Origin of the sequence: Agreia sp. Leaf210, from assembly GCF_001421485.1 — a bacterium.
Classification (GTDB): domain Bacteria; phylum Actinomycetota; class Actinomycetes; order Actinomycetales; family Microbacteriaceae; genus Agreia.
Window position 1 is genome coordinate 569,133 of the sequence record NZ_LMKK01000003.1, and the last position, 20,379, is coordinate 589,511.

21 protein-coding genes are annotated in these 20,379 nt (G+C 65.6%); 18 read left to right on the top strand and 3 right to left on the bottom strand.

Annotated features, from left to right (window positions below; genetic code table 11):
• Window positions 1-111: 111 nt before the first annotated feature.
• From thrS to ASE64_RS13155, 13 genes are all read left to right on the top strand, one after another.
• Window positions 112-2,034, top strand: a complete 1,923-nt coding sequence (gene thrS, locus ASE64_RS13095; protein ID WP_235480641.1) for a threonine--tRNA ligase — start codon at window positions 112-114, stop codon at window positions 2,032-2,034.
• Window positions 2,031-2,597, top strand: coding sequence for an HIT family protein (locus ASE64_RS13100; RefSeq protein ID WP_235480620.1), 567 nt, complete (start codon window positions 2,031-2,033; stop codon window positions 2,595-2,597). The genes thrS and ASE64_RS13100 overlap by 4 nt, the downstream gene beginning before the upstream one ends.
• 40 nt (window positions 2,598-2,637) lie before the next feature.
• Window positions 2,638-3,555: a pyridoxal 5'-phosphate synthase lyase subunit PdxS gene (gene pdxS / locus ASE64_RS13105; protein WP_055781230.1), complete on the top strand. Its 918-nt coding sequence runs from the start codon at window positions 2,638-2,640 to the stop codon at window positions 3,553-3,555.
• Entirely contained in the window at window positions 3,545-4,168 is a 624-nt protein-coding gene (gene pdxT, locus ASE64_RS13110; protein ID WP_055781233.1) for a pyridoxal 5'-phosphate synthase glutaminase subunit PdxT, read from the top strand. The genes pdxS and pdxT overlap by 11 nt, the downstream gene beginning before the upstream one ends.
• Before the next feature lie 35 nt (window positions 4,169-4,203).
• Window positions 4,204-4,806, top strand: a complete 603-nt coding sequence (locus ASE64_RS13115; protein WP_055781236.1) for a hypothetical protein — start codon at window positions 4,204-4,206, stop codon at window positions 4,804-4,806.
• A 78-nt stretch (window positions 4,807-4,884) separates the two neighbouring features.
• Complete coding sequence (locus tag ASE64_RS13120) at window positions 4,885-5,649, top strand: YebC/PmpR family DNA-binding transcriptional regulator (protein WP_055781239.1); 765 nt, start codon at window positions 4,885-4,887, stop codon at window positions 5,647-5,649.
• Window positions 5,650-5,662: 13 nt separating this feature from the next.
• Complete coding sequence (gene ruvC, locus ASE64_RS13125) at window positions 5,663-6,253, top strand: crossover junction endodeoxyribonuclease RuvC (RefSeq protein WP_055781241.1); 591 nt, start codon at window positions 5,663-5,665, stop codon at window positions 6,251-6,253.
• Window positions 6,250-6,867 carry a Holliday junction branch migration protein RuvA gene (ruvA, locus tag ASE64_RS13130; protein WP_055781244.1) on the top strand — a complete coding sequence of 206 codons (618 nt, stop codon included), beginning with the start codon at window positions 6,250-6,252 and terminating at the stop codon, window positions 6,865-6,867. The genes ruvC and ruvA overlap by 4 nt, the downstream gene beginning before the upstream one ends.
• A 17-nt stretch (window positions 6,868-6,884) precedes the next feature.
• Window positions 6,885-7,916 (top strand): Holliday junction branch migration DNA helicase RuvB, encoded by a 1,032-nt coding sequence (ruvB, locus tag ASE64_RS13135; protein ID WP_235480642.1) that lies wholly within the window; start codon window positions 6,885-6,887, stop codon window positions 7,914-7,916.
• 89 nt (window positions 7,917-8,005) lie between these two features.
• Window positions 8,006-8,428: a preprotein translocase subunit YajC gene (gene yajC, locus ASE64_RS13140; protein WP_055781249.1), complete on the top strand. Its 423-nt coding sequence runs from the start codon at window positions 8,006-8,008 to the stop codon at window positions 8,426-8,428.
• 81 nt (window positions 8,429-8,509) lie between these two features.
• A complete protein-coding gene (secD, locus tag ASE64_RS13145; RefSeq protein ID WP_055781251.1) occupies window positions 8,510-10,225 on the top strand; it encodes a protein translocase subunit SecD in 1,716 nt (571 codons plus the stop codon).
• Window positions 10,225-11,256 (top strand): protein translocase subunit SecF, encoded by a 1,032-nt coding sequence (gene secF / locus ASE64_RS13150; protein WP_055781255.1) that lies wholly within the window; start codon window positions 10,225-10,227, stop codon window positions 11,254-11,256. Before secD ends, secF begins: the two co-directional genes overlap by 1 nt.
• A 57-nt stretch (window positions 11,257-11,313) precedes the next feature.
• A complete protein-coding gene (locus ASE64_RS13155; RefSeq protein ID WP_055781258.1) occupies window positions 11,314-13,566 on the top strand; it encodes a RelA/SpoT family protein in 2,253 nt (750 codons plus the stop codon).
• A gap of 21 nt (window positions 13,567-13,587) precedes the next feature.
• Here ASE64_RS13155 and ASE64_RS13160 read toward each other — a convergent pair whose 3' ends face one another.
• The 3 genes from ASE64_RS13160 to ASE64_RS13170 all read right to left on the bottom strand — a co-directional run bounded on the left by ASE64_RS13160 (window position 13,588) and on the right by ASE64_RS13170 (window position 16,334).
• On the bottom strand, window positions 13,588-14,145 hold the full coding sequence (locus ASE64_RS13160) for a type IV toxin-antitoxin system AbiEi family antitoxin (protein WP_055781262.1): 558 nt from the start codon (window positions 14,143-14,145) through the stop codon (window positions 13,588-13,590).
• A gap of 94 nt (window positions 14,146-14,239) precedes the next feature.
• On the bottom strand, window positions 14,240-15,469 hold the full coding sequence (locus ASE64_RS13165) for a DUF349 domain-containing protein (RefSeq protein WP_055782039.1): 1,230 nt from the start codon (window positions 15,467-15,469) through the stop codon (window positions 14,240-14,242).
• A gap of 64 nt (window positions 15,470-15,533) precedes the next feature.
• Window positions 15,534-16,334 carry a peptidylprolyl isomerase gene (locus tag ASE64_RS13170; protein ID WP_055781264.1) on the bottom strand — a complete coding sequence of 267 codons (801 nt, stop codon included), beginning with the start codon at window positions 16,332-16,334 and terminating at the stop codon, window positions 15,534-15,536.
• Between the two features lie 162 nt (window positions 16,335-16,496).
• Here ASE64_RS13170 and ASE64_RS13175 point away from each other — a divergent pair, with 162 nt between their 5' ends.
• The 5 genes from ASE64_RS13175 (at window position 16,497) to ASE64_RS13195 (ending at window position 20,363) form a co-directional block, all read left to right on the top strand.
• On the top strand, window positions 16,497-17,897 hold the full coding sequence (locus ASE64_RS13175; RefSeq protein WP_082466281.1) for a replication-associated recombination protein A: 1,401 nt from the start codon (window positions 16,497-16,499) through the stop codon (window positions 17,895-17,897).
• A 275-nt stretch (window positions 17,898-18,172) separates the two neighbouring features.
• Window positions 18,173-18,802, top strand: coding sequence for a 30S ribosomal protein S4 (gene rpsD, locus ASE64_RS13180; protein WP_044439195.1), 630 nt, complete (start codon window positions 18,173-18,175; stop codon window positions 18,800-18,802).
• Window positions 18,803-18,933: 131 nt separating this feature from the next.
• A complete protein-coding gene (locus ASE64_RS13185; protein WP_055781267.1) occupies window positions 18,934-19,320 on the top strand; it encodes a DUF948 domain-containing protein in 387 nt (128 codons plus the stop codon).
• 7 nt (window positions 19,321-19,327) lie between these two features.
• Entirely contained in the window at window positions 19,328-20,098 is a 771-nt protein-coding gene (locus ASE64_RS13190) for a hypothetical protein (RefSeq protein ID WP_055781269.1), read from the top strand.
• Window positions 20,099-20,144: 46 nt separating this feature from the next.
• On the top strand, window positions 20,145-20,363 hold the full coding sequence (locus ASE64_RS13195; RefSeq protein ID WP_055782044.1) for a hypothetical protein: 219 nt from the start codon (window positions 20,145-20,147) through the stop codon (window positions 20,361-20,363).
• The last annotated feature ends 16 nt before the right edge of the window (window positions 20,364-20,379 follow it).

The window sequence follows — 20,379 nt, forward strand, 5'->3', positions numbered from 1 at the left end:
ATCGAGCTGCTCGTACCCGGCACTACAGTGGATAGGTCGGTGACATAACAAGGAGCGGGACAAAAAGTGGTTGACGGATTCGAACTCTTTCCGGACCGGTCCATCGTGGCCATGAGGGTGAACGGCGAGCTGCGCGACCTCGCCACGACGGTCGAGGCCGACGACACCACCGAGCCGGTGACGATCGACTCCGCCGATGGCCTCAATATCCTGCGCCACTCCGCCGCCCACGTGCTCGCACAGGCCGTGCAGACGATCAACCCCGAGGCCAAACTCGGTATCGGCCCGCCCATCACGGACGGTTTCTACTACGACTTCGATGTCGCAGAGCCGTTCACTCCCGAGAACATCAAGGCCATCGAGAAAGCCATGGAGCGGATCATCCGCCAGGGTCAGCGATTCACCCGCCGCGTCGTCACCGAAGACGAGGCTCGGGCCGAGATGGCAGACGAGCCGTACAAGCTCGAGCTCATCGGGCTCAAGGGGGCCCCCGAGGACGAGACCGCAGACGAGTCCGTCGAGGTCGGCGGAGCTGAACTCACCATCTACGACAACGTCGACCCCAAGACCGGCGAGACACTGTGGAAGGACCTGTGCCGCGGTCCTCACCTGCCGTCCACCCGTCTGGTCGGAAACGGGTTCTCCATCACCCGACTGGCCGCCGCATACTGGCGCGGCTCCGAGAAGAACAAGCAGCTTCAGCGCATCTACGGAACGGCCTGGCCGACCAAGGACGAGCTCCGCGCCTACCAGGCGCGCCTCGAGGAGGCGGCGAAGCGCGACCACCGCAAGCTCGGCAACGAACTCGATCTCTTCTCCTTCCCCGACGAGATCGGGTCCGGTCTCGCCGTCTTCCATCCCAAGGGCGGAATCATCCGCCGTGAGATGGAGGACTACTCTCGTCGCAAGCACGAGGAGGAAGGCTACGACTTCGTCTACACGCCCCACATCACCAAGGCGCACCTGTTCGAGCAGTCCGGCCACCTCGGTTGGTACGCCGACGGCATGTTCCCCCCGATGCACCTCGACGAGGGCCGCAACGAGGAAGGCGAGATCACGCGCCAGGGAGCGGACTACTACCTCAAACCGATGAACTGCCCGATGCACATCCTGGTGTACCGCTCATCAGGACGCTCGTACCGGGATCTCCCTCTTCGCCTCTTCGAGTTCGGAACGGTGTACCGCAACGAGAAGTCGGGTGTGGTGCACGGTCTCACCCGCGTGCGCGGTCTCACGATGGACGACGCACACATCTTCACGTCTCGCGAGAACATGAAGGAGGAGCTGACCAAGACACTCAACTTCATCCTTGCGCTGCTGCGCGACTACGGCCTGACCGATTTCTACCTCGAACTGTCGACCAAGGACCCGGAGAAGTACGTCGGAGACGACGACGTCTGGGAGGAAGCGACGTCGACCTTGGCAGAGGTCGCCGCGGAGTCCGGCCTCGAGCTCGTGCCCGATCCTGGAGGAGCCGCGTTCTACGGACCCAAGATCTCGGTGCAGGCGCGTGACGCCATCGGCCGCACCTGGCAGATGTCGACGGTTCAACTCGATTTCAACCTGCCCGAGCGGTTCGAGCTCGAGTACACGGCATCCGATGGAACGAAGAAGCGCCCGGTGATGATCCACCGTGCCCTCTTCGGCTCGATCGAGCGCTTCTTCGGCGTGCTCACGGAGCACTACGCCGGCGCATTCCCCGTGTGGCTGGCACCCGTGCAGGTCGTGGGCATCCCGATCGCCGAGCAGTACGAGGACTACCTCGCCGAGGTCGTCTCGACGCTGAAGAAGCAGGGTGTGCGGGCCGAGCTCGACGTGTCTGCCGACCGCATGCAGAAGAAGATCCGCAATCACACCCTGCAGAAGGTTCCGTTCCTGCTCATCGCAGGAGAAGAGGATCGCGCGCAGGGGTCGGTGAGCTTCCGCTTCCGCGACGGCACGCAGGAGAACGGCGTGCCGATCGCCGAGGCCGTCGCCCGCATCCGGGCCGCTATCGATTCGCGGCTGCAGGTCACCAGCCAGGGCCAGGCGTGATTCCCGCAGATCAGGAGTTCCCCGAGGTTCCGATCGAGAGCTCGGCCGATTTCGCGGGTGTCCCGGATGCCTACCAGCGTCTCTGGACGCCCCACCGCATGGTCTACATCGAGAACGGCCCGGTGACGGGTGACGACACCTGCCCGTTCTGCCGGGCTCCGCAGTTGAGCGACGAGGAGGCCCTCATCGTGCATCGCGGAGAGCACGCATACGTTCTTCTGAACCTGTTCCCCTACAACAGCGGCCATCTGCTGGTCTGCCCCTATCGCCACGTCTCGCTCTACGACGACGCCACAGAGGCCGAGGTCGTGGAGATCGCGGCCCTCACGCAGACCGCGATGCGGGTCGTGCGCGAGACCTCCCAGTGCCACGGCTTCAACATCGGAATGAATCAGGGTGCGGTAGCGGGCGCGGGAATCGCTGGCCATCTTCATCAGCATGTCGTTCCACGATGGTCTCAGGACTCGAATTTCTTTCCGATCATCGCCAAGACGAAAGCACTTCCGCAATTGCTCGGAGACGTGCGCGCGTCTATCGCAGCAGCCTGGCCCGAGTCAGCCTAGACACCAGCACCCCGAGTAGAATCGGGTTCGAGAGGACACAATGAGCACCCACGAAACACCTTCCCAGACTGGCCGCACCGAGCACGGATCGAGCCGCGTCAAGCGCGGTCTCGCCGAGATGCTTAAGGGCGGCGTGATCATGGATGTCGTCAATGCCGAGCAGGCGAAGATCGCCGAAGAAGCCGGTGCCGTCGCCGTCATGGCGCTGGAACGCGTTCCCGCCGACATCCGGTCGCAGGGCGGCGTCGCGCGCATGAGCGACCCCGACCTCATCGACGGCATCATCGGCGCCGTCTCCATCCCCGTCATGGCGAAGGCGCGCATCGGCCACTTCGTCGAGGCGCAGGTGCTCCAGGTCCTCGGTGTCGACTACATCGACGAGTCCGAGGTCCTGAGCCCCGCCGACTACGTGAACCACATCGACAAGTGGAAGTTCCAGGTTCCCTTCGTCTGCGGCGCCACCAACCTCGGCGAGGCCCTTCGCCGCATCAACGAGGGCGCGGCCATGATCCGGTCCAAGGGCGAGGCGGGCACCGGAGACGTCTCCGAAGCCACCAAGCACATCCGCAAGATCAAGTCCGAGATCGCCGCCCTGTCGTCGATGTCGAAAGACGAGCTCTACGTGGCCGCAAAGGAACTGCAGGCTCCCTACGATCTGGTCGTCGAGATCGCCGAGACCGGAACGCTTCCGGTCGTGCTGTTCACCGCCGGCGGAGTGGCGACTCCCGCCGACGCTGCGATGATGATGCAGCTCGGCGCCGACGGCGTCTTCGTCGGATCGGGTGTCTTCAAGTCGGGCAACCCGGCAGAGCGCGCGGCTGCCATCGTCAAGGCTACGACCTTCTACGACGACCCCACCGTGGTCGCCGAGGTCTCGCGTGGTCTCGGTGAGGCGATGGTGGGCATCAACGTCGCCGACGTGCCCGCGCCGCACCGTCTCTCCGAGCGTGGCTGGTAGTCGGTCCGCCGCTCCGCGCGTCGGTGTTCTCGCCCTCCAGGGTGACTTTCGGGAGCATCTGCGCGTGGTCGGCGCCCTCGGTGCCGAGCCCGTCTCGGTTCGCAGACCCGAGGAATTGGCGTCGATCGACGCGCTGGTGATCCCCGGCGGGGAGTCGAGCGTCATGGACAAGCTGTCTCGGACGTTCGGTCTGGCCGAGCCCCTGCGTCACGCGATCGATACCGGACTGCCCGTCTACGGAACGTGCGCCGGGCTCATCATGCTCGCCGACACCGTCCTCGACGCGATTCCCGGGCAACGGAGTCTCGGCGGCCTCGACATCGCGGTTCGCCGCAATGCTTTCGGTAACCAGCTTGACTCCTTCGAGACGGATCTCGACATCCCTCAGCTGGGAGCGCCGGACGTGCACGCCGTGTTCATCCGCGCCCCCGTCGTGGAGTCTGTCGGCGACGACGTGACGGTGCTGGCCAGCCTCACGGATGGACGGGTCGTGGCCGTCGAGTCGGCCAATCTCCTCGGAACGGCCTTCCACCCGGAGGTCACGGGAGACACCAGATTCCACCGGTATTTCCTCGACAAGGTGCGAGACCACATGGAGCGCGCGCGCGCTTGAGCCCGGCGGCGAGCGATCGTCGCCAAGATAGTCGGATGATCCTCTACTCCGACTTCCCGTTCCGCAGAGCACGCCAGATGATCGCCGACGCGGCTGCCATCCTCGGCATCGCCCTCTTCATCGTGCTGGGCGTCATCGTGCACAACGCAATCCTGTCCCTTCAGGCCATCGGCGCGCGGTTGGCGGATGCCGGCAGCGGATTCGAATCGACGATGACGGAGATCAGCGACCGTCTCAGCCAGGTACCGCTGATCGGCTCCGGTATCCGGGGCCCCTTCGACGAGGCGTCGGGAGCCGGCGGCACGCTCAACGAGGTCGGGCTGTGGCAGCAGCAGGCGACGGAGCAGCTCGCCGTCGCCGCGGGCCTGATCACCGCGATCCTGCCTGTCGTGGCGATCCTGCTGTGCTGGCTGATTCCGCGGATGAGATTCGCCCGCCGCGCCCGCCTCGCGCGCGACGCCGCGATGTCGGCGGCCGGGAGGGATCTGCTGGCCTGCCGCGCCCTATCGAGGAGGAAGCTCACACTTCTGCTCGCGGCGCACCCCGATCCGGCCGGAGCCTGGCGCCGCCAGGACGCTGCAGCCATCAGGGCTCTCGCGGCACTGGAGCTGCGCGCCTCGGGGGTACGGATGTCCTGAGCGGCGGTTCTCCGAGGCAGAACACGGCGCTCACTTAGACTGGACGTTGATCGAATAGAGCACGCAGGGAGCAGAACAGTGTCCGGGCATTCCAAGTGGGCGACCACCAAGCACCAAAAAGCCGTCAAAGACCAGCGCCGAGCAAAGTCGTTCGCCAAGCTGATCAAGAACATCGAGGTCGCCGCCAAGATCGGCGGCGCTGACCTCAACGGCAACCCCACCCTCGTCGACGCCATCCAGAAGGCCAAGAAGACCTCGGTGCCCATCGACAACATCAACCGCGCGGTCAAGCGCGGCGCGGGCCTCACCGGCGAGTCGGTCGACTACCAGACGATCATGTACGAAGGCTACGGCCCCAACGGCGTCGCACTGCTGATCGAGTGCCTCACCGAGAACCGCAACCGGGCCGCGGCCGAGGTGCGCACGGCCATGAGCCGCAACGGCGGCGCGATGGCCGACCCCGGAAGCGTCGCGTACAACTTCGCCCGCAAGGGCGTCATCGCCGTTCCCCACGCGGACGCGCTCACCGAGGACGACGTTCTCGTCGCGGTGCTCGACGCCGGCGCCGAAGAGGTCATCGACCACGGCGCACAGTACGAGATCGTCACCGACCCCAGCGAGCTCGTGGCCAACCGCGAGGCTCTGCAGAGCGCGGGCATCGAGTACGACTCCGCCGACGTCGAGTTCGTCGCTTCGCTCAAGGTCAACGTCGACGCGGAGGGCGCCCGCAAGGTCTTTAAGCTCATCGACGCCCTCGAAGACAGCGATGACGTCCAGAACGTCTACAGCAATGTCGATCTGAGCGACGAGGTCCGCGCCGAACTCGACACCGACGAGGAGTAGGGCCTACCCCGACGTGCGTGTTCTCGGAATCGATCCAGGGCTCACGCGCTGCGGCGTCGGCGTCGTCGATGTCACGGCGAACCGGGTGGCGACGCTCGTCGCGGTCACCGTGGTGCGTACCCCTCCCACGATGGATCTCGATCAGCGGCTCCTCGGGATCGCGCTCGGCCTCGACGAGCTCATCGGCGAACACCGCCCCGAGAGCATCGCGATAGAGCGCGTGTTCGCCCAGCACAATGTGAGCACGGTGATGGGCACGGCTCAGGTCAGCGGGATCGCCCTCCTCGCGGCGGCCCGCCACGGGATCCCGGTCAGCCTGCACACGCCGACCGAGGTGAAGGCGTCGATCACCGGTTACGGGCAGGCGGAGAAGAAACAGGTGGGCACCATGGTCGCCAAGATCCTCGGTCTCGCCGAGATTCCGAAGCCCGCCGACGCCGCGGATGCTCTCGCTCTCGCCATCTGTCACGCGTGGCGCTCGCCCGCCACGCGGAGCGCCCACGCGCCCGACGGCTCGGCATCCGGTTCGGGAATGACCCGCGCCCAACAGGCGTGGCGCGCCGCGGAGAAAGCGGCGGGCACTGCCCGTAGGCTGACACGGTGATTTCTGCCCTTCGAGGAACTGTCCTCCGCGTGAGCGGCTCGTCCGCTGTCATCGAGGTCGGGGGAGTGGGATTCGATGTGACCCTGACCCCCGCCCACACACTGTCTCTGCGGGTGGGGCACGAGGCATCCGTCGTCACCAGCCTTATCGTGCGCGAGGACTCGCTCTCGCTGTTCGGCTTCGTCGACCACGACTCCCTCGATCTCTTCACCCTTCTCACCGGAGTGACGGGCGTGGGACCGAAGTCGGCCATGGGGGTGCTCGCCGAGCTGTCGCCCGCCCAGATCGCCGTCGCCGTCTCGCAGGAAGACGACGCCGTGTTCCGCAAAGTATCGGGAATCGGGCCGAAGACCGCCAAGCTCATCGTTCTCTCTCTTGCGGGCAAGGTCAGCGTCTTCGCCGCGGCGCCCGCGGTCGCGAAAGACGTCTCCGGCAGCATTCGCGACGATGTGCTCGCCGCTCTGGTCGGGCTCGGGTGGAACGAGAAGGCGGCTGAGGCCGGCCTGGATGCCGTGCTGCTGCATGCATCCGACGACGAGACGGCGTCGGTTCAGGCTCTGCTGCGACTCGCGCTGACCGAACTCGGCCCGCGCAATCCGGGTGGCTCGCGATGACCGCCGCCGACTCGGGGATGCCGCGCGACGCGAGTCCGATCGTGAATCCCGAACCGCTCTCCGAAGGCGAGATCGCCTTCGAGGGCGCGCTCCGGCCGAAGAGCCTCGCAGAATTCGTGGGCCAGGCCCGCGTGCGAGGACAGCTGCAGCTTCTGATCGAAGCGGCCGGTATCCAGAATCGCACCCCCGACCACATCCTGCTCGCCGGGCCGCCCGGCCTCGGCAAGACCACCCTCGCCATGATCGTCGCGCACGAGAGCGACCGTCCGCTCCGACTCACGAGCGGTCCGGCCATCCAGCATGCCGGCGATCTCGCGGCGGTCCTGTCGTCGCTGGTACCGGGTGAGGTGCTCTTCGTCGACGAGATCCACCGCATGGCGCGCACGGCAGAAGAGATGCTGTACCTCGCCATGGAGGACTTCCGCATCGACATCATGGTCGGCAAGGGTGCGGGCGCAACGTCGATCCCGCTGGATCTCGCACCGTTCACCCTGGTGGGGGCGACCACGCGTTCGGGTCTGCTGCCGAATCCGCTTCGCGACCGCTTCGGTTTCACCGCGCATCTCGAGTTCTATTCGACGGACGAGCTCGTCCACGTCCTCCGCCGCGCGGCAGCTCTCATCGAGTTGTCGATAGACGAGTCGGCGCTCGTCGAGATCGCTCAGCGATCGCGAGGAACGCCGCGCATCGCCAACCGCCTCCTGCGGCGTGTGCGCGACTACGCGCTGGTGCACGGCGGGCGGGCCAGCACGTCGGTCGTCGACGCGGCGCTCGAACTCTACGACGTCGACGTTCTGGGACTCGACCGGCTCGACCGGGCCGTGATGAACATCCTGATCACGCGCTTCAACGGCGGCCCCGTCGGCCTCAGCACCCTCGCCGTTTCGGTCGGGGAGGAGGCCGAGACCATCGAGAGCGTCGTCGAACCCTTCCTCGTGCGGGTCGGTCTGATCACCCGCACGCCGAGAGGCCGCGTGGCCACTCCCGCGGGATGGCGGCACATGGGAATCGGACGCCCGTCCGACTCGCTGTTCGGCGATGACCTATAATTCACTGTGGCCCATAGGCCCGTCTTCAGGCGGCGTCACTAGTATGAAGCCGACAATCACCCCCCATTGCTGGAAGGCACGACTTTTTCATGGTTCTTGATCCCCTCACCATCGGCATGCTGGCGGTACTGGCCATCCTCGTGTTCTTCATGTTCCGCAACAGCCGCAAGCGCCAGCGCGAAACTGCAGAGTTGCAGCAGAAGGTGCAGGTCGGTGCCGATGTCATGACCAACTTCGGCCTCTTCGGAACGATCCTCGACATCGATGAAGAAGACAACAAGGTTCAGCTCGAGACGTCGCCCGGTACCGTCATCACGGTGCACCGCCAGGTTGTCACGCGGGTCATCGACGACCACGACGTCGTGGCCGAGAACGACGAGACCGATACCGTTGCCTCGACGACCGAGCCCGCATTCGGCGAGCGTCTCGAGGAGAGCGCGGAGACCACTCCCGACTCGAAGCCCGCCACCTCGGGCCCGACCCTGTCGAAGACCGACAAAGTCGACGAGTAACCTCCCTCTTTTCCAACCCCTCGCGTACACCACCTGACCGCTCCGGCGTCGGACGTGCGCTAAAGAAAGCTGAGTTCGCCGGTGGCATCAACTCTTTCCGCGGTCAAGCAGGCGTGGCGAACGCTCATCTGGCTCGTCGTAGTCCTCGCAGTGCTCGCAGGAACCATCGCCGGCGGTGTGCTGTTCAGCGCGCCGGGCGCGGGGTGGGGACTCAAGCTCGGTCTCGACCTCGAGGGCGGAACGCAGATCATCCTCGCGCCCAAGCTCGAGAGCGGCCAGCAGGTCAACTCGGACCAGCTCTCGCAGGCCGTGTCGATCATCCGGCAGAGAGTCGACGCGTCGGGAGTGTCCGAGGCGGAGATCAGCACTCAGGGCGGCCAGAACATCGTCGTCTCGATTCCGGGTACGCCCGATCAGGACACGCTGAACCGCATCGAGTCGTCGGCCAAGCTCGAGTTCCGTCCGGTGCTCGTCGCCGATGCGGCGCCGACCGCTGCGGTCACCCCCACGGCGACGCCCGCTGAGGGCCTGTCGGACACCCCGACCGTCGCACCGACGAACGCGAGCGACCTCAACTGGGTCACGCCCGCTCTGCAGGATCAGTTCACGAACTTTAGCTGCGATTCGGACGGGGCGAAGGACGCCGGTCAGGCACCGGCCGACAAGCCGCTGCTCGCCTGCGATGAGAACAACGCCGCGAAGTACATCCTCGGCCCCGTCGAGGTGACGGGCGAGATGATCTCCGATGCGACGAGCGGTGTCGCTCAGACGCAGACCGGAGCCTCGACCGGCCAGTGGGTCGTCAACATCATCTTCAACGACGAGGGAACGTCGAAGTTCGCCGACGTCACCACCCGCCTCAACGCTCTTCAGGGCAGCCAGAACCAGTTCGCCATCGTTCTCGACGGCAAGGTCATCTCCGCCCCCACGACCAACGCGGTCATCACCGACGGTCGCCCGCAGATCTCGGGGTCGTTCACGCAGGACTCCGCCAAGACGCTCGCCGACAACCTGAAGTTCGGCGCGCTGCCGATCGGCTTCACCGTGCAGAGCAACGACTCTGTCTCGGCCACCCTCGGATCGTCGCAGCTGCTCAGCGGCCTCATCGCCGGGCTGATCGGTCTCATCCTCGTGGTGATCTATTCGCTCTTCCAGTACCGCGCTCTCGGCCTCGTCACCGTGGCATCGCTCGTGGTGGCCGGCATCATGACGTATCTCGTGATCGCGCTCATGTCGTGGCGAATCGACTTCCGACTGTCGCTCGCCGGCGTCGCGGGTCTGATCGTGGCGATCGGCTTCACGGCCGACTCGTTCATCGTCTACTTCGAGCGCATCCGAGATGAGCTCCGAGACGGCAAGGGACTCGCGTCTGCGGTCGAGGCAGGATGGCGTCGCGCCAAGCGCACCATCTACGCGGCCAAGGCGGTCAACCTCCTCTCTGCCGTGGTGCTCTACGTGCTCGCCGTCGGTAACGTCCGCGGATTCGCGCTCACGCTCGGGGTGACGACCGTGATCGACGTGCTCGTCGTCATCCTCTTCACCCACCCCGTGCTGCGTCTGCTTGCGGCGACGAAGTTCTTCTCGAGCGGACACAAGGCCTCGGGTCTCGACCCGACGGCCCTCGGGGCCATCTATCGGGGACGCGCCGAATTCCGCAAGCCGGTCGACTCGGTCGCCACCAAGAAGACCGGAGCCGGTCGCGAGGCTGCCCTTCGCCAGACCATCGCAGAGCGCAAGGCTGCTCAACTCACGGCCGAGAAACCCGCCGATACCAAGAAAGACGGGAAGGACTCCTGATGGCCAGTTTCGCGCAGTTCGGAAACGACCTCTACACAGGCAAGCGCTCCTTCGACTTCATCAAGCACCGACGCATCTGGTACACGATCGCCATCGTGCTGATGGTCGCCTCGGTGGCCATCCCGCTGGCCAAGGGTGGGTTCAACTTCGGAATCGAATTCCGGGGCGGCTCGCAGTTCGTCGTCAGTGATGTGGCCGATACCCCGCAGTCCGCGGCTGAAGACGCCGTCGCCTCCGTTGTTCCTCAGGCCGTGGCCCGCGTCTCGACCCTGGGCGCGTCCGGCGTTCGTGTTCAGACCGATCAGCTGACCGGCGCCGAGACCAACGAGGTCCGCACGGCACTCGCCGAGGCCTACAAGGTTCCCGAAACAGAGATCACCGCCTCGTTCATCGGCGCCTCGTGGGGATCCGATGTGACGGGCCAGGCCATCCGCGGCCTCGTCGTGTTCCTGATCCTCGCCGGGATCGCCATGGCCATCTACTTCCGCACCTGGAAGATGTCGGCCGCCGCCATGCTCGCGCTTCTGCACGACCTCGTGCTCACCGCCGGTGTGTACGCCGCGACAGGGTTCGAGATCACGCCCGCGGCGGTCATCGGCTTCCTCACCATCCTCGGATACTCGCTGTACGACACGGTCGTCGTGTTCGACAAGGTTCGTGAGAACACCGCCCGACTCGGCAAGGACTCCCATCTGACCTTCGGCGAGGCCGTGAACCTGGCGGTGAACCAGACGCTCGTTCGCTCCATCAACACCGCGGTGGTCGCTGCGCTGCCGGTTGCAGCGATTCTCTTCATCGGCGCCTTCGTGCTCGGTGCAGACACGCTGCGCGACATCTCGCTCGCTCTTCTCGTCGGAATCCTCGTGGGAACCTACTCCACGATCTTCGTCGCCGCACCGCTCTATGCGCAGCTGCGGGAGCGTGAGCCGAAGATCGCGAAGCAGAACGAACGGACGCTCGCCGAGCGCGCACGCGCGACCGCAGCGGGCCGTCCGACGGATGCCGTGGTGGAAGGTCAGCCCACGGCGTAACGGCCTGGTTCTCGACAGGGTCCGGCACGGGGGATAATTGACAGCGGAGGCCCCACTATGACGGACAGCACAACGACGTCGAATGCCAGCCTGCGCCGTCTGGTTCCCCGCATTTTCTCGCGGGCCCAGCCAACGGGTGCCGTCGATGCCCTCATTCGCACGGTTCGATTGAACCATCCCAAGGCCGACCTCACCGTCATCGAGCGGGCCTACGCGGTCGCCGAGCGGGCACACGACGGCCAGAAGCGACGCAGCGGCGAGCCCTACATCACGCACCCCGTCGCCGTGGCTCAGATCCTCGCCGAACTCGGTATCGGGTCGAAGACCGTGGCCGCCGCCCTCCTTCATGACACGGTCGAGGACACGGAGTACTCGCTCGATCAGTTGCGTGCCGATTTCGGCGACGAGGTCGCGATGCTGGTCGACGGCGTGACGAAGCTCGACAAGGTCAAGTACGGCGACAGTGCGCAAGCCGAGACCGTGCGCAAGATGATCGTCGCGATGTCGAGAGACATCCGAGTTCTCATCATCAAGCTCGCCGACCGCCTGCATAACGCTCGAACCTGGGGATTCGTGCCCGCGGCATCCGCGGAACGCAAAGCCAAGGAGACCCTCGAGATCTACGCTCCTCTGGCGCACCGTCTCGGAATCCAGACCATCAAATGGGAACTCGAAGACCTGAGCTTCGCGGTGCTGTATCCCAAGCTCTACGTCGAGATCGAGAACCTCGTTCGCCAGCGCACGCCTCAACGCGAGGCCTACGTGCAGCAGGTCATCGACTCGGTGAACGACGACCTCAAGAGCTCGAAGATCCGGGGCAAGGTCGTCGGTCGCCCGAAGCAGTACTACTCGATCTACCAGAAGATGATTCTTCGAGGTCGTGACTTCGACGAGATCTACGACCTCGTCGGAATCAGGGTTCTCGTGAACTCGCTTCGAGACTGCTACGCGGTCCTCGGATCGATCCACGCACGATGGAACCCCATTCCCGGCCGGTTCAAGGACTACATCGCGACGCCGAAGTTCAATCTCTATCAGTCGCTGCACACCACGGTGATCGGTCCAGACGGGCGTGCGGTCGAGATCCAGATCCGAACCCACGAGATGCACCGCCAGGCCGAGTACGGAGTCGCCGCTCACTGGAAGTACAAGGAGCGGGTGAACGGCGGGCGCACAGCCCAGGTCGATCAGACCGCCGACAACGACATGGCCTGGCTCGCGCGCATCTCCGACTGGCAGGCCGAGACGGTCGACCCGGGGGAGTTCCTCGACTCGCTCCGATTCGAGATCGGCGCGAAGGAGGTCTACGTCTTCACGCCGAAGGGGAAGGTCATCGGCCTTCCCGCCGGCGCGACACCGGTGGACTTCGCCTACGCGGTTCACACCGAGGTCGGACACCGCACGATGGGTGCCAAGGTCAACGGCCGTCTCGTTCCACTCGAGTCGACGCTCAACAGCGGTGACTCGGTCGAGGTCTTCACATCGAAGAACCCCGACTCCGGCCCGAGTCAGGACTGGCTCTCGTTTGTGCAGAGCCCTCGTGCCCGCAACAAGATCCGCCAGTGGTTCACCAAGGAGCGACGCGACGAGGCGATCGAGCAGGGCAAGGATGCCATCGCTCGGGCCATGCGCAAACAGAATCTGCCCCTGCAGAAGCTCATGAGCCAGGACTCCTTCGCCGAGGTTGCATCGCAGATGCGATACGACAGCGTGTCGGGTCTCTACGCGGCCATCGGTGAGGGTCACGTGTCCACCCAGTCCGTGATCGAGAAGGTGCTTGCCGGCCTGCAGAACGAGGCCATCAGCGAGGACTCCGATCTCGACGTGGTGGTGCACGGTCGTCGCCGCAGCAAACTCAGCGATTCGGGCGTGCTCGTCAGGGGCGCCCCCGACATCCTGGTGAAGCTGGCCAAGTGCTGCACTCCCGTGCCGGGCGACAAGATCGTGGGCTTCGTCACCCGCGGATCCGGTGTGTCGGTGCATCAGGCCGATTGCCACAACGTGGCCTCGCTGCTTAACGAGCCCGAGCGCATGATCGACGTGGAATGGGCGCCTTCGTCGAAGAGTCTCTTCCTCGTGCAGATCCAGGTCGAAGCGCTCGACCGCTCGGGGCTGCTGTCGGATGTGACGCGAGTTCTCTCCGAGCACCACGTGAACATCCTCTCGGCCACGGTCAACACGTCGAGCGACCGTCTGGCCATCAGCAGGTTCGTCTTCGAGATGGGCGACACCACCCACCTCGACCGCGTGCTCAACGCTGTGCGCCGCATCGACGCCGTGTACGACGTCTACCGGGTCAGCGACGGCTGATTGGCGCGCTGTTCGGTCGCATCACCGCGACATCGCTTCGACGAGCAGAGCGTCCGTGATGCGATCGAGCGCGCGCGCCTTGTGGGGAAGGTTGCGGGCGGCTTCGAAATAGGAGCGACACTCGGGCAGCCCTGACGACGCCAGCAGCCTCGCGATCACGGGGGAGTCGCGCTGAGCGTCGAACGCCCGATCGCGCGCGAGGTCGATAGCCGTACGCAGGGGAGTGGTGACTTCGATTCCCCCGATCGTCATCGTGTCGCCGGGCCTCAGTGCCACCTCGCGCACGATGGCCAGCCGACGAGAGGCGCTCGACCTGTTGGCGTACCTCACGGCGATCGTGTGCAGTCGCGGTGGGGTCGTCAGAGCCCCGTGCACCCAGGCTGCGCTGTGGCGCTCGATGATCGTGCGACGCGCCAGAACCGGTCGTACGGCGAGTGCACGGACGACCGGAGTCTGGGGAACGTCGGCAAAGACGAAGGCCGACGACGACAGCGGCACGAGTTCGCCGTCGCGACAGGCCGCCCACAACTCGCTCAAGGGCAGATCGTCTTCGGTGAGAACGGATTCGAGGCGCGTCATAAGCCCAGTGTGAGCGCCCGTCGGCCGAGCGATCGAAGTCGTCGCAGATCTGTGGAGAACTCGTGATCAACCCAACGCCGTCAACTCGAAGCCGTCAACCCAGAGCGTCGAGCCAGACCTTCCGCGCGTCGAGGGACTCCTGGAGTTCCTTCGCCTTGCGGGCGTCTCCGGCGGCCTTCGCCGCGGCGATCTCCACCTCGAGCTTCTCGATGGCATCGTGCAGCTGGCCGGCGAGGCCCTCGGCTCGGGCCTTCTTCTCGGGGTTGTTGCGCTGCCAGAAATCCTCGTCGAGCTTGCGCACCGCCGCCTCGACCTTGCGAAGTCGATCTTCGATCGGCTTCACCTGGTCGCGGGGTACCTTGCCGATCTCGTCCCATCGACGCTGGATGCCGGTGAGGACGTCTTTCGCCCGCGTGCGGTCGGTCTCGGTCAGCAGGGGCTCCGCCTCGGTGAGGAGAGCGAGCTTCAGCTGCAGGTTTCCGGCGAATTCCTCATCGTCTTTCGCGATGATCTCGCTGCGTGCGCCATAGACGACGTCGCCAGCCGCCTTGAACTTCTCCCAGAGGGAGTCGTCGTAGCGCTTGCCGGCCCGGCCCGCCTTCTTCCACTCGTCGAGGAGGTCGCGGTAGGCGTTGACGCCGTCGGCACCCTTCTCTGCGAGGGCCTCGGCCGCGACGACGAGCTGCTGCTTCTTCGTGCGCGCGTCGCGGTGGGCATTGTCGAGCTCGGAGAAGAACGCCTTGCGGTGCTGCTCGATGATCGTGCGAGCGTCGCGGAATCGCTTCCAGAGTTCATTGGCCTCGGCACGCGGAAGGCGTGGGCCCTCCTGCTGATGCTTCTGCCAACGGGAGAAGAGCGAGTCCAGCGTGCTGGTCACCTGCTTCCACTGAGCCTTGGCGGGGTCTTCGGCTGCCAGGGCCTCGATCTCGACGACGATCGCGGTGCGGTACTCGACGGCCTCGGCCAGCTGCGCCTTCGCCTCGGCGGACTGCTGCTCGTTCAGTGCGCCCAGCGTCTCTGTGAGCGCCGCGAGCCTGGTGGAGAGGGCCTCGAGATTACCGAGTGCGTTAGCGCTCGACACGGCCTCGCTCAGAGCCTTGACGGCCTTGCCGATGTCGGCGGCAGAGGCGCCGCGTTTGGCGCGCTGCTCGAGCAGGGTCACCTGGCCGGCGAGATCGGTGTATTTGCGTTCGAAGTACCCGAGGGCCTCCTCGGCCGTGCCGTCGGGATACTGCCCGATCACACGCTCGCCGGACGCCTCGCGGAGATAGACCGTTCCGGTCTCATCTACGCGTCCAAATGGATGCTCAGCACTACTGGTCACGAAATTCACCCTGTCGACGTTGTTCGGAATGCGCTATTCAACCCTATTGCACGGTGGCAGGAGGTTACTGAACTGCAATAGAGCCGATGGTAACGGGAATCGCGGGCTTGCCGTCGGCGGAACCGTCGGCCGTACCGGCATCGACGACTCCGGCCTTGAGAGCGTCGAGCCCGCTCGTGACCGTTCCGAGCACCGTGTAGCCGCCGGCGGCATCGGAGGGGATCGTGGTGTCCTCATAGACGATGAAGAACTGGCTTCCCATGCTGGAGCCGTTGCCTCCCTGGCGCGCCATCGCGATGGTTCCCGCCGGGTACACGTCGCCCTCAGGGGCATTCTCGATGGGGCCGAAGCTGTAGCCGGGGCCGCCGGAGCCGTCGCCGTTCGGATCGCCGCACTGCAGTACGCCGAATCCGGGGGAGGTGGTCAGCCGGTGACACGTGAGTCCGTTGTAGAAGCCCTTCTGGGCCAGGGTCACGAAGTTGGCAACGCCCTGGGGAGCGGCGGCGCCGTCGAGGGAGATTCCGAGGGGAACGTCGTTGACCGTCATCTCGCCGGTCCACGTCCGGCCCTCGGCCGCTGCGGGGTCGGGCACGTCGGCCGAGTTCGGGGTCGACGTCGGTGCGGGCGTGTCGGTGGATGCCGCGGTCGAGCTGGGCGACGGCGTGGGCGTTCCCGGGCCGCCCGAGAAGTAGAAGACCTGCACGACGACCGCGGCGGCGACGACGAGGACCGCCACGAGCACGGCCACGACGTTGTCGCGCCTGCGTCGGGCGATCTTCGAGGCGTGCATCGTCTGCCGCGCCTGGTAGTCGCGCAGACGCTGACGTGCGGCGCGGGCCTCTCGGTCCTGATTCCTCGGTGCCACGGATCCTCCATCGCCCGACGGATCGGACGAACACTCGTATGTTGGGTTCGACGGGATCGCGTCGCGCGCGTGAATCCCTCCTGAACTTTACGGGCCACGGCCCCTCCGCCCCAACCCGGAGCTCGCGGGGTCGCTGTCGGATGCTGCCGGTAGCCTTATTTGATGGTCACCTCTCAGCCCGGTCTGCACAGCGGATCGGTTCCCCTCGCCGTGCGCATGCGCCCCCGCTCGCTCGACGAGGTGGCCGGGCAGAAGCACCTTCTGCGCCCTGGCTCGCCCCTGGTGAACCTGGCGTCAGACACCGAGGGCACGCAGGGCTCCGTCTCCGTCATCCTCTGGGGTCCTCCCGGCACAGGAAAGACCACTCTGGCTCAAGCGATCGCGCACAGCTCCGGTCGCAAGTTCGTCGAACTCTCCGCGGTCACCGCTGGCGTGAAAGACGTGCGTCAAGTCATGGAGGAGGCATTTCGAAGCCGTGATCTCTATGGGCTGTCGACCGTCCTCTTCCTCGACGAGATCCACCGCTTCACGAAAGCGCAACAAGACGCACTCCTTCCCGGCGTCGAGAACGGCTGGGTCATCCTGGTCGCCGCCACGACCGAGAATCCGTCGTTCTCTGTCATCTCGCCACTGCTCTCCCGGTCCCTACTCCTCACTCTCGAGCAGCTCAGCGACGACGATCTCGGCATCGTCGTCGATCGTGCGGTAACGGATGCCCGCGGTCTCGCCGGCCGCGTCCGTCTCGATCCCGACGCGCGCTCGGCCATCGTGCGCCTGGCATCCGGAGACGCGCGTCGCGCGCTCACAGCCCTCGAGGCCTCCGCGGGGTCGATTCTCGCGTCGGTCCCGCCGAGCGCGAGCGACGCCACCGACGACGCCGATGACGCCGATGACGATGACGATGAGGAAGCCGACGCCGACGAGGCTCCCCTCATCACCGAGGAGACCGTCGCGCAGGCGGTCGACCGTGCCCTCCTGCGTTACGACCGCAACGGCGACGAGCACTACGACGTCATCAGCGCGTTCATCAAATCGATCAGGGGGTCCGACGTCGACGCGTCGGTGCACTACCTGGCTCGCATGATCGAAGCCGGCGAGGACCCACGCTTCATCTGCCGCCGGCTCATCGTCTCCGCCTCCGAAGACATCGGCATGGCAGACCCGCAGGCGCTGGTCGTCGCCGTGGCTGCGGCCGACGCCGTGCAGTTCATCGGAATGCCCGAGGGTCGGATCCCGCTCGCCGAGGCCACGGTCTATCTGGCGACCGCACCCAAGTCGAACGCCTCGTACCTGGCGATAGACCAGGCCATCGGCGATATCAGAGCGGGAAAGTTCGGACGCGTGCCGAAGCATCTCCGCGACGCGCACTACCCGGGCGCGAAGAGACTCGGCCACGGCAAGGGCTACAAGTATCCGCACGACGACGACAGGGGAGTGCTCACCCAGCAGTACCTGCCAGACGAACTGGGCCAGACCGAGTACTACCGGCCTACTGAGCACGGAAACGAGCGAGACGTGTCGGCTCGCCTGGCCAAGATCCGTCAGATCACCCGCGGCCGATAGATCCTTGCACCCACCGGCCGCCGGGAGCCGCGCTTCCCTGTTCGTCTGTGGTAGTGTCGATACGCCTGTTCCGGGTGGCTTTCGTGCGGCTGCGAATCCATTCAGCGAAGATGGTCGTGTTCTGTAGCCGAACCGACCTCGGCACATCCCCTCATTTTCCTCCGCAGACGAGGCTGATCCCCACGGATCGAGTCTCCGATCGCGGTGATTTCTCTGTGCGGACAGACACTCTGTTCGCACCTCATCCAGCACGACGATTCACTGAAAGGATGTACATGTCTACCAAGTCACGTACACGCAGCAAGACCCGCCTCTCGCGAGCCCTCGGCATCGCCCTGACCCCGAAGGCCGCACGCTACCTCGAGAAGCGTCCCTACGCTCCGGGCGAGCACGGTCGCACCAAGCGCAAGACCGACTCCGACTACGCCGTGCGTCTGCGGGAGAAGCAGCGTCTGCGCGCCCAGTACGGAATTCGTGAAGCCCAGCTGAAGATCATCTTCGAAGAGGCACGTCGCGCCAAGGGCCTGACCGGTGAGAACCTCGTCGAGCTGCTCGAGATGCGTCTCGACGCCCTCGTCGTGCGTTCGGGCCTGGCCCGCACCACCGCGCAGGCTCGCCAGCTGGTCGTGCACCGTCACATCCTCGTCGACGGCCAGCTCGTCGACCGTCCCTCCTTCCGCGTCAAGCCGGGACAGCTCATCCACGTCAAGCCCAAGAGCGAAGGAACCGAGCCGTTCCAGGTAGCCGCCGCCGGTGGTCACCTCGATGTGCTCCCCAAGGTGCCGGGTTACCTCGAGGTCGAGATCGACAAGCTGCAGGCTCGCCTGCTCCGTCGTCCGCTGCGCGCCGAGGTCCCCGTGACCTGTGAAGTGCAGCTCGTCGTCGAGTACTACGCCGCACGCTGATTCATCGCGTGCCCATTGGGTACGCTGAGGGCGGGTCACCGATTTTTTCGGTGGCCCGCCTTTCGTCGTTCACGGGCGAACTCAGACACATCGTTCGCTCATGGTGCAGCGAAACAAGCAGGAGGTTTTCTATGTCAGGTGGAGACATCGCCGGACTCATCGCAGCCGGAGTCTTCGCGATCCTCGTGGCGTTCCTCGCGCTGCCGCTCATCAAGCTGGGCGGCGTCTTCGACGAGACGCGCTCCGCCATCAAGGAGCTGAGCGACAACGTCACCCCGATCCTCGAGGAATCGACGGTGACGATCCAGGAGGCGAACAAGCAGATCGCCCGCGTCGACACGATCACGAAGAACGTCGCCGAGGTCACCGGAAACGTCACGAGCCTCGTCGCCCTCTTCGCGGCCTCCGTCGGCGGACCGCTCATCAAGGTGGCCGGATTCAGCGCCGCCGTCAGAGCCGGCATCCTGAGCTTCCGAGGCCCGAAGAAGCCGTCCGCCCGCAGCCGCAGGTCGAAGTAGTCGGTCAGTGACGTTCTTTCTGATCGTCCTCGCCATCGGCCTCGCCGTCGGCCTGTTCTTCATCGTGCGCTCCACGGTGCGTTACATCCGGTACAGCGATGCCTCCTCCGACCCCGATGTGGGAGTGAATCCCCAGGCCGACTACATCTTCGGGCGCGTGGGGGCCCGGGGGACCCCCGTCGAGACCGACACCGTTCCCGCCGTCGTCGACGCGCCCTTCGGCGACCAGGCAGCGCCCGCGGTCGCTCCCATGGAGGTCGGAATGGTGTTCGGCAATCCGGGCGGACGGCATCCGATCACCCGCTACGACATCCCGGATGGGCTGCGCCTGACACTGCCAGAGCTTCTGCAGGGCCTCCGCCGCGAGCTCGTGACCGGCGACGAGGCGTGCAGCATCGTCGCGGCCGGAAAGGCCGGCTCCAGCGATGCGCGTCTCGACTCAGCGGCCCGGGTCGCAGCCCTGCGAGACGATGTCGCGACGCTCGAAGCGGTTCTCGCCGAGAGCGCGGGCGGCGACCCCGATGACGCCGTACTCGACCAGGTGTGGATCTATGTGGTGCTGAATCGCATCGCCGTGTCGTGGGAGAGCTACGGCGCCCCGCGTGACGTGTTGGCGGCATCCGTTCGCCAATTCGAATGGCTCGACGCGGAGCTGTCTGCATGGCTGACGATTCTCGACGACGACACAGACGACTCGACGCTCGACGCCGTGTGGCGACAGAGACTCAACGACGAGGTCTCCCGGCGGGCAACGGCTCTGGCCGTGCGTGCCGACTAAACTCGACTTCATCCACAAGCCCAATCCGCTTCTCGAGGAGAGAACAATGAAGAACATTCTGTGGCTCGCTTTCGGAGTCGCCCTCGGATTCGTTGTCGCCCATCAGGTCAACCAGACCACTGAGGGCAAGAGGTTCTTCTCCGATCTCGACAAGCGCACCAAGGGGTTCACCGAGTCGGTCGTCGACGGGTACCGCGAACGGGAGTCCGAGCTCCGCGCCGTCCTTTCCGACGCCGGCGACACCATCGCCTCGACCGGCCGCTAAGACTTTTCCCTTCCGC

Bases quoted from the DNA above. Each gene is read 5' to 3' on its own strand.
- ASE64_RS13175 (WP_082466281.1), top strand. From the start codon at position 16,497: ATGGTCACCTCTCAGCCCGGTCTGCACAGCGGATCGGTTCCCCTCGCC.
- ASE64_RS13115 (WP_055781236.1), top strand. From the start codon at position 4,204: ATGATCCTCTACTCCGACTTCCCGTTCCGCAGAGCACGCCAGATGATC.
- ASE64_RS13160 (WP_055781262.1), bottom strand. From the start codon at position 14,145: ATGACGCGCCTCGAATCCGTTCTCACCGAAGACGATCTGCCCTTGAGC.
- rpsD (WP_044439195.1), top strand. From the start codon at position 18,173: ATGTCTACCAAGTCACGTACACGCAGCAAGACCCGCCTCTCGCGAGCC.
- ASE64_RS13185 (WP_055781267.1), top strand. From the start codon at position 18,934: ATGTCAGGTGGAGACATCGCCGGACTCATCGCAGCCGGAGTCTTCGCG.
- ASE64_RS13195 (WP_055782044.1), top strand. From the start codon at position 20,145: ATGAAGAACATTCTGTGGCTCGCTTTCGGAGTCGCCCTCGGATTCGTT.
- yajC (WP_055781249.1), top strand. From the start codon at position 8,006: ATGGTTCTTGATCCCCTCACCATCGGCATGCTGGCGGTACTGGCCATC.
- secF (WP_055781255.1), top strand. From the start codon at position 10,225: ATGGCCAGTTTCGCGCAGTTCGGAAACGACCTCTACACAGGCAAGCGC.
- ruvB (WP_235480642.1), top strand. From the start codon at position 6,885: ATGCCGCGCGACGCGAGTCCGATCGTGAATCCCGAACCGCTCTCCGAA.
- pdxS (WP_055781230.1), top strand. From the start codon at position 2,638: ATGAGCACCCACGAAACACCTTCCCAGACTGGCCGCACCGAGCACGGA.
- thrS (WP_235480641.1), top strand. From the start codon at position 112: ATGAGGGTGAACGGCGAGCTGCGCGACCTCGCCACGACGGTCGAGGCC.
- ASE64_RS13155 (WP_055781258.1), top strand. From the start codon at position 11,314: ATGACGGACAGCACAACGACGTCGAATGCCAGCCTGCGCCGTCTGGTT.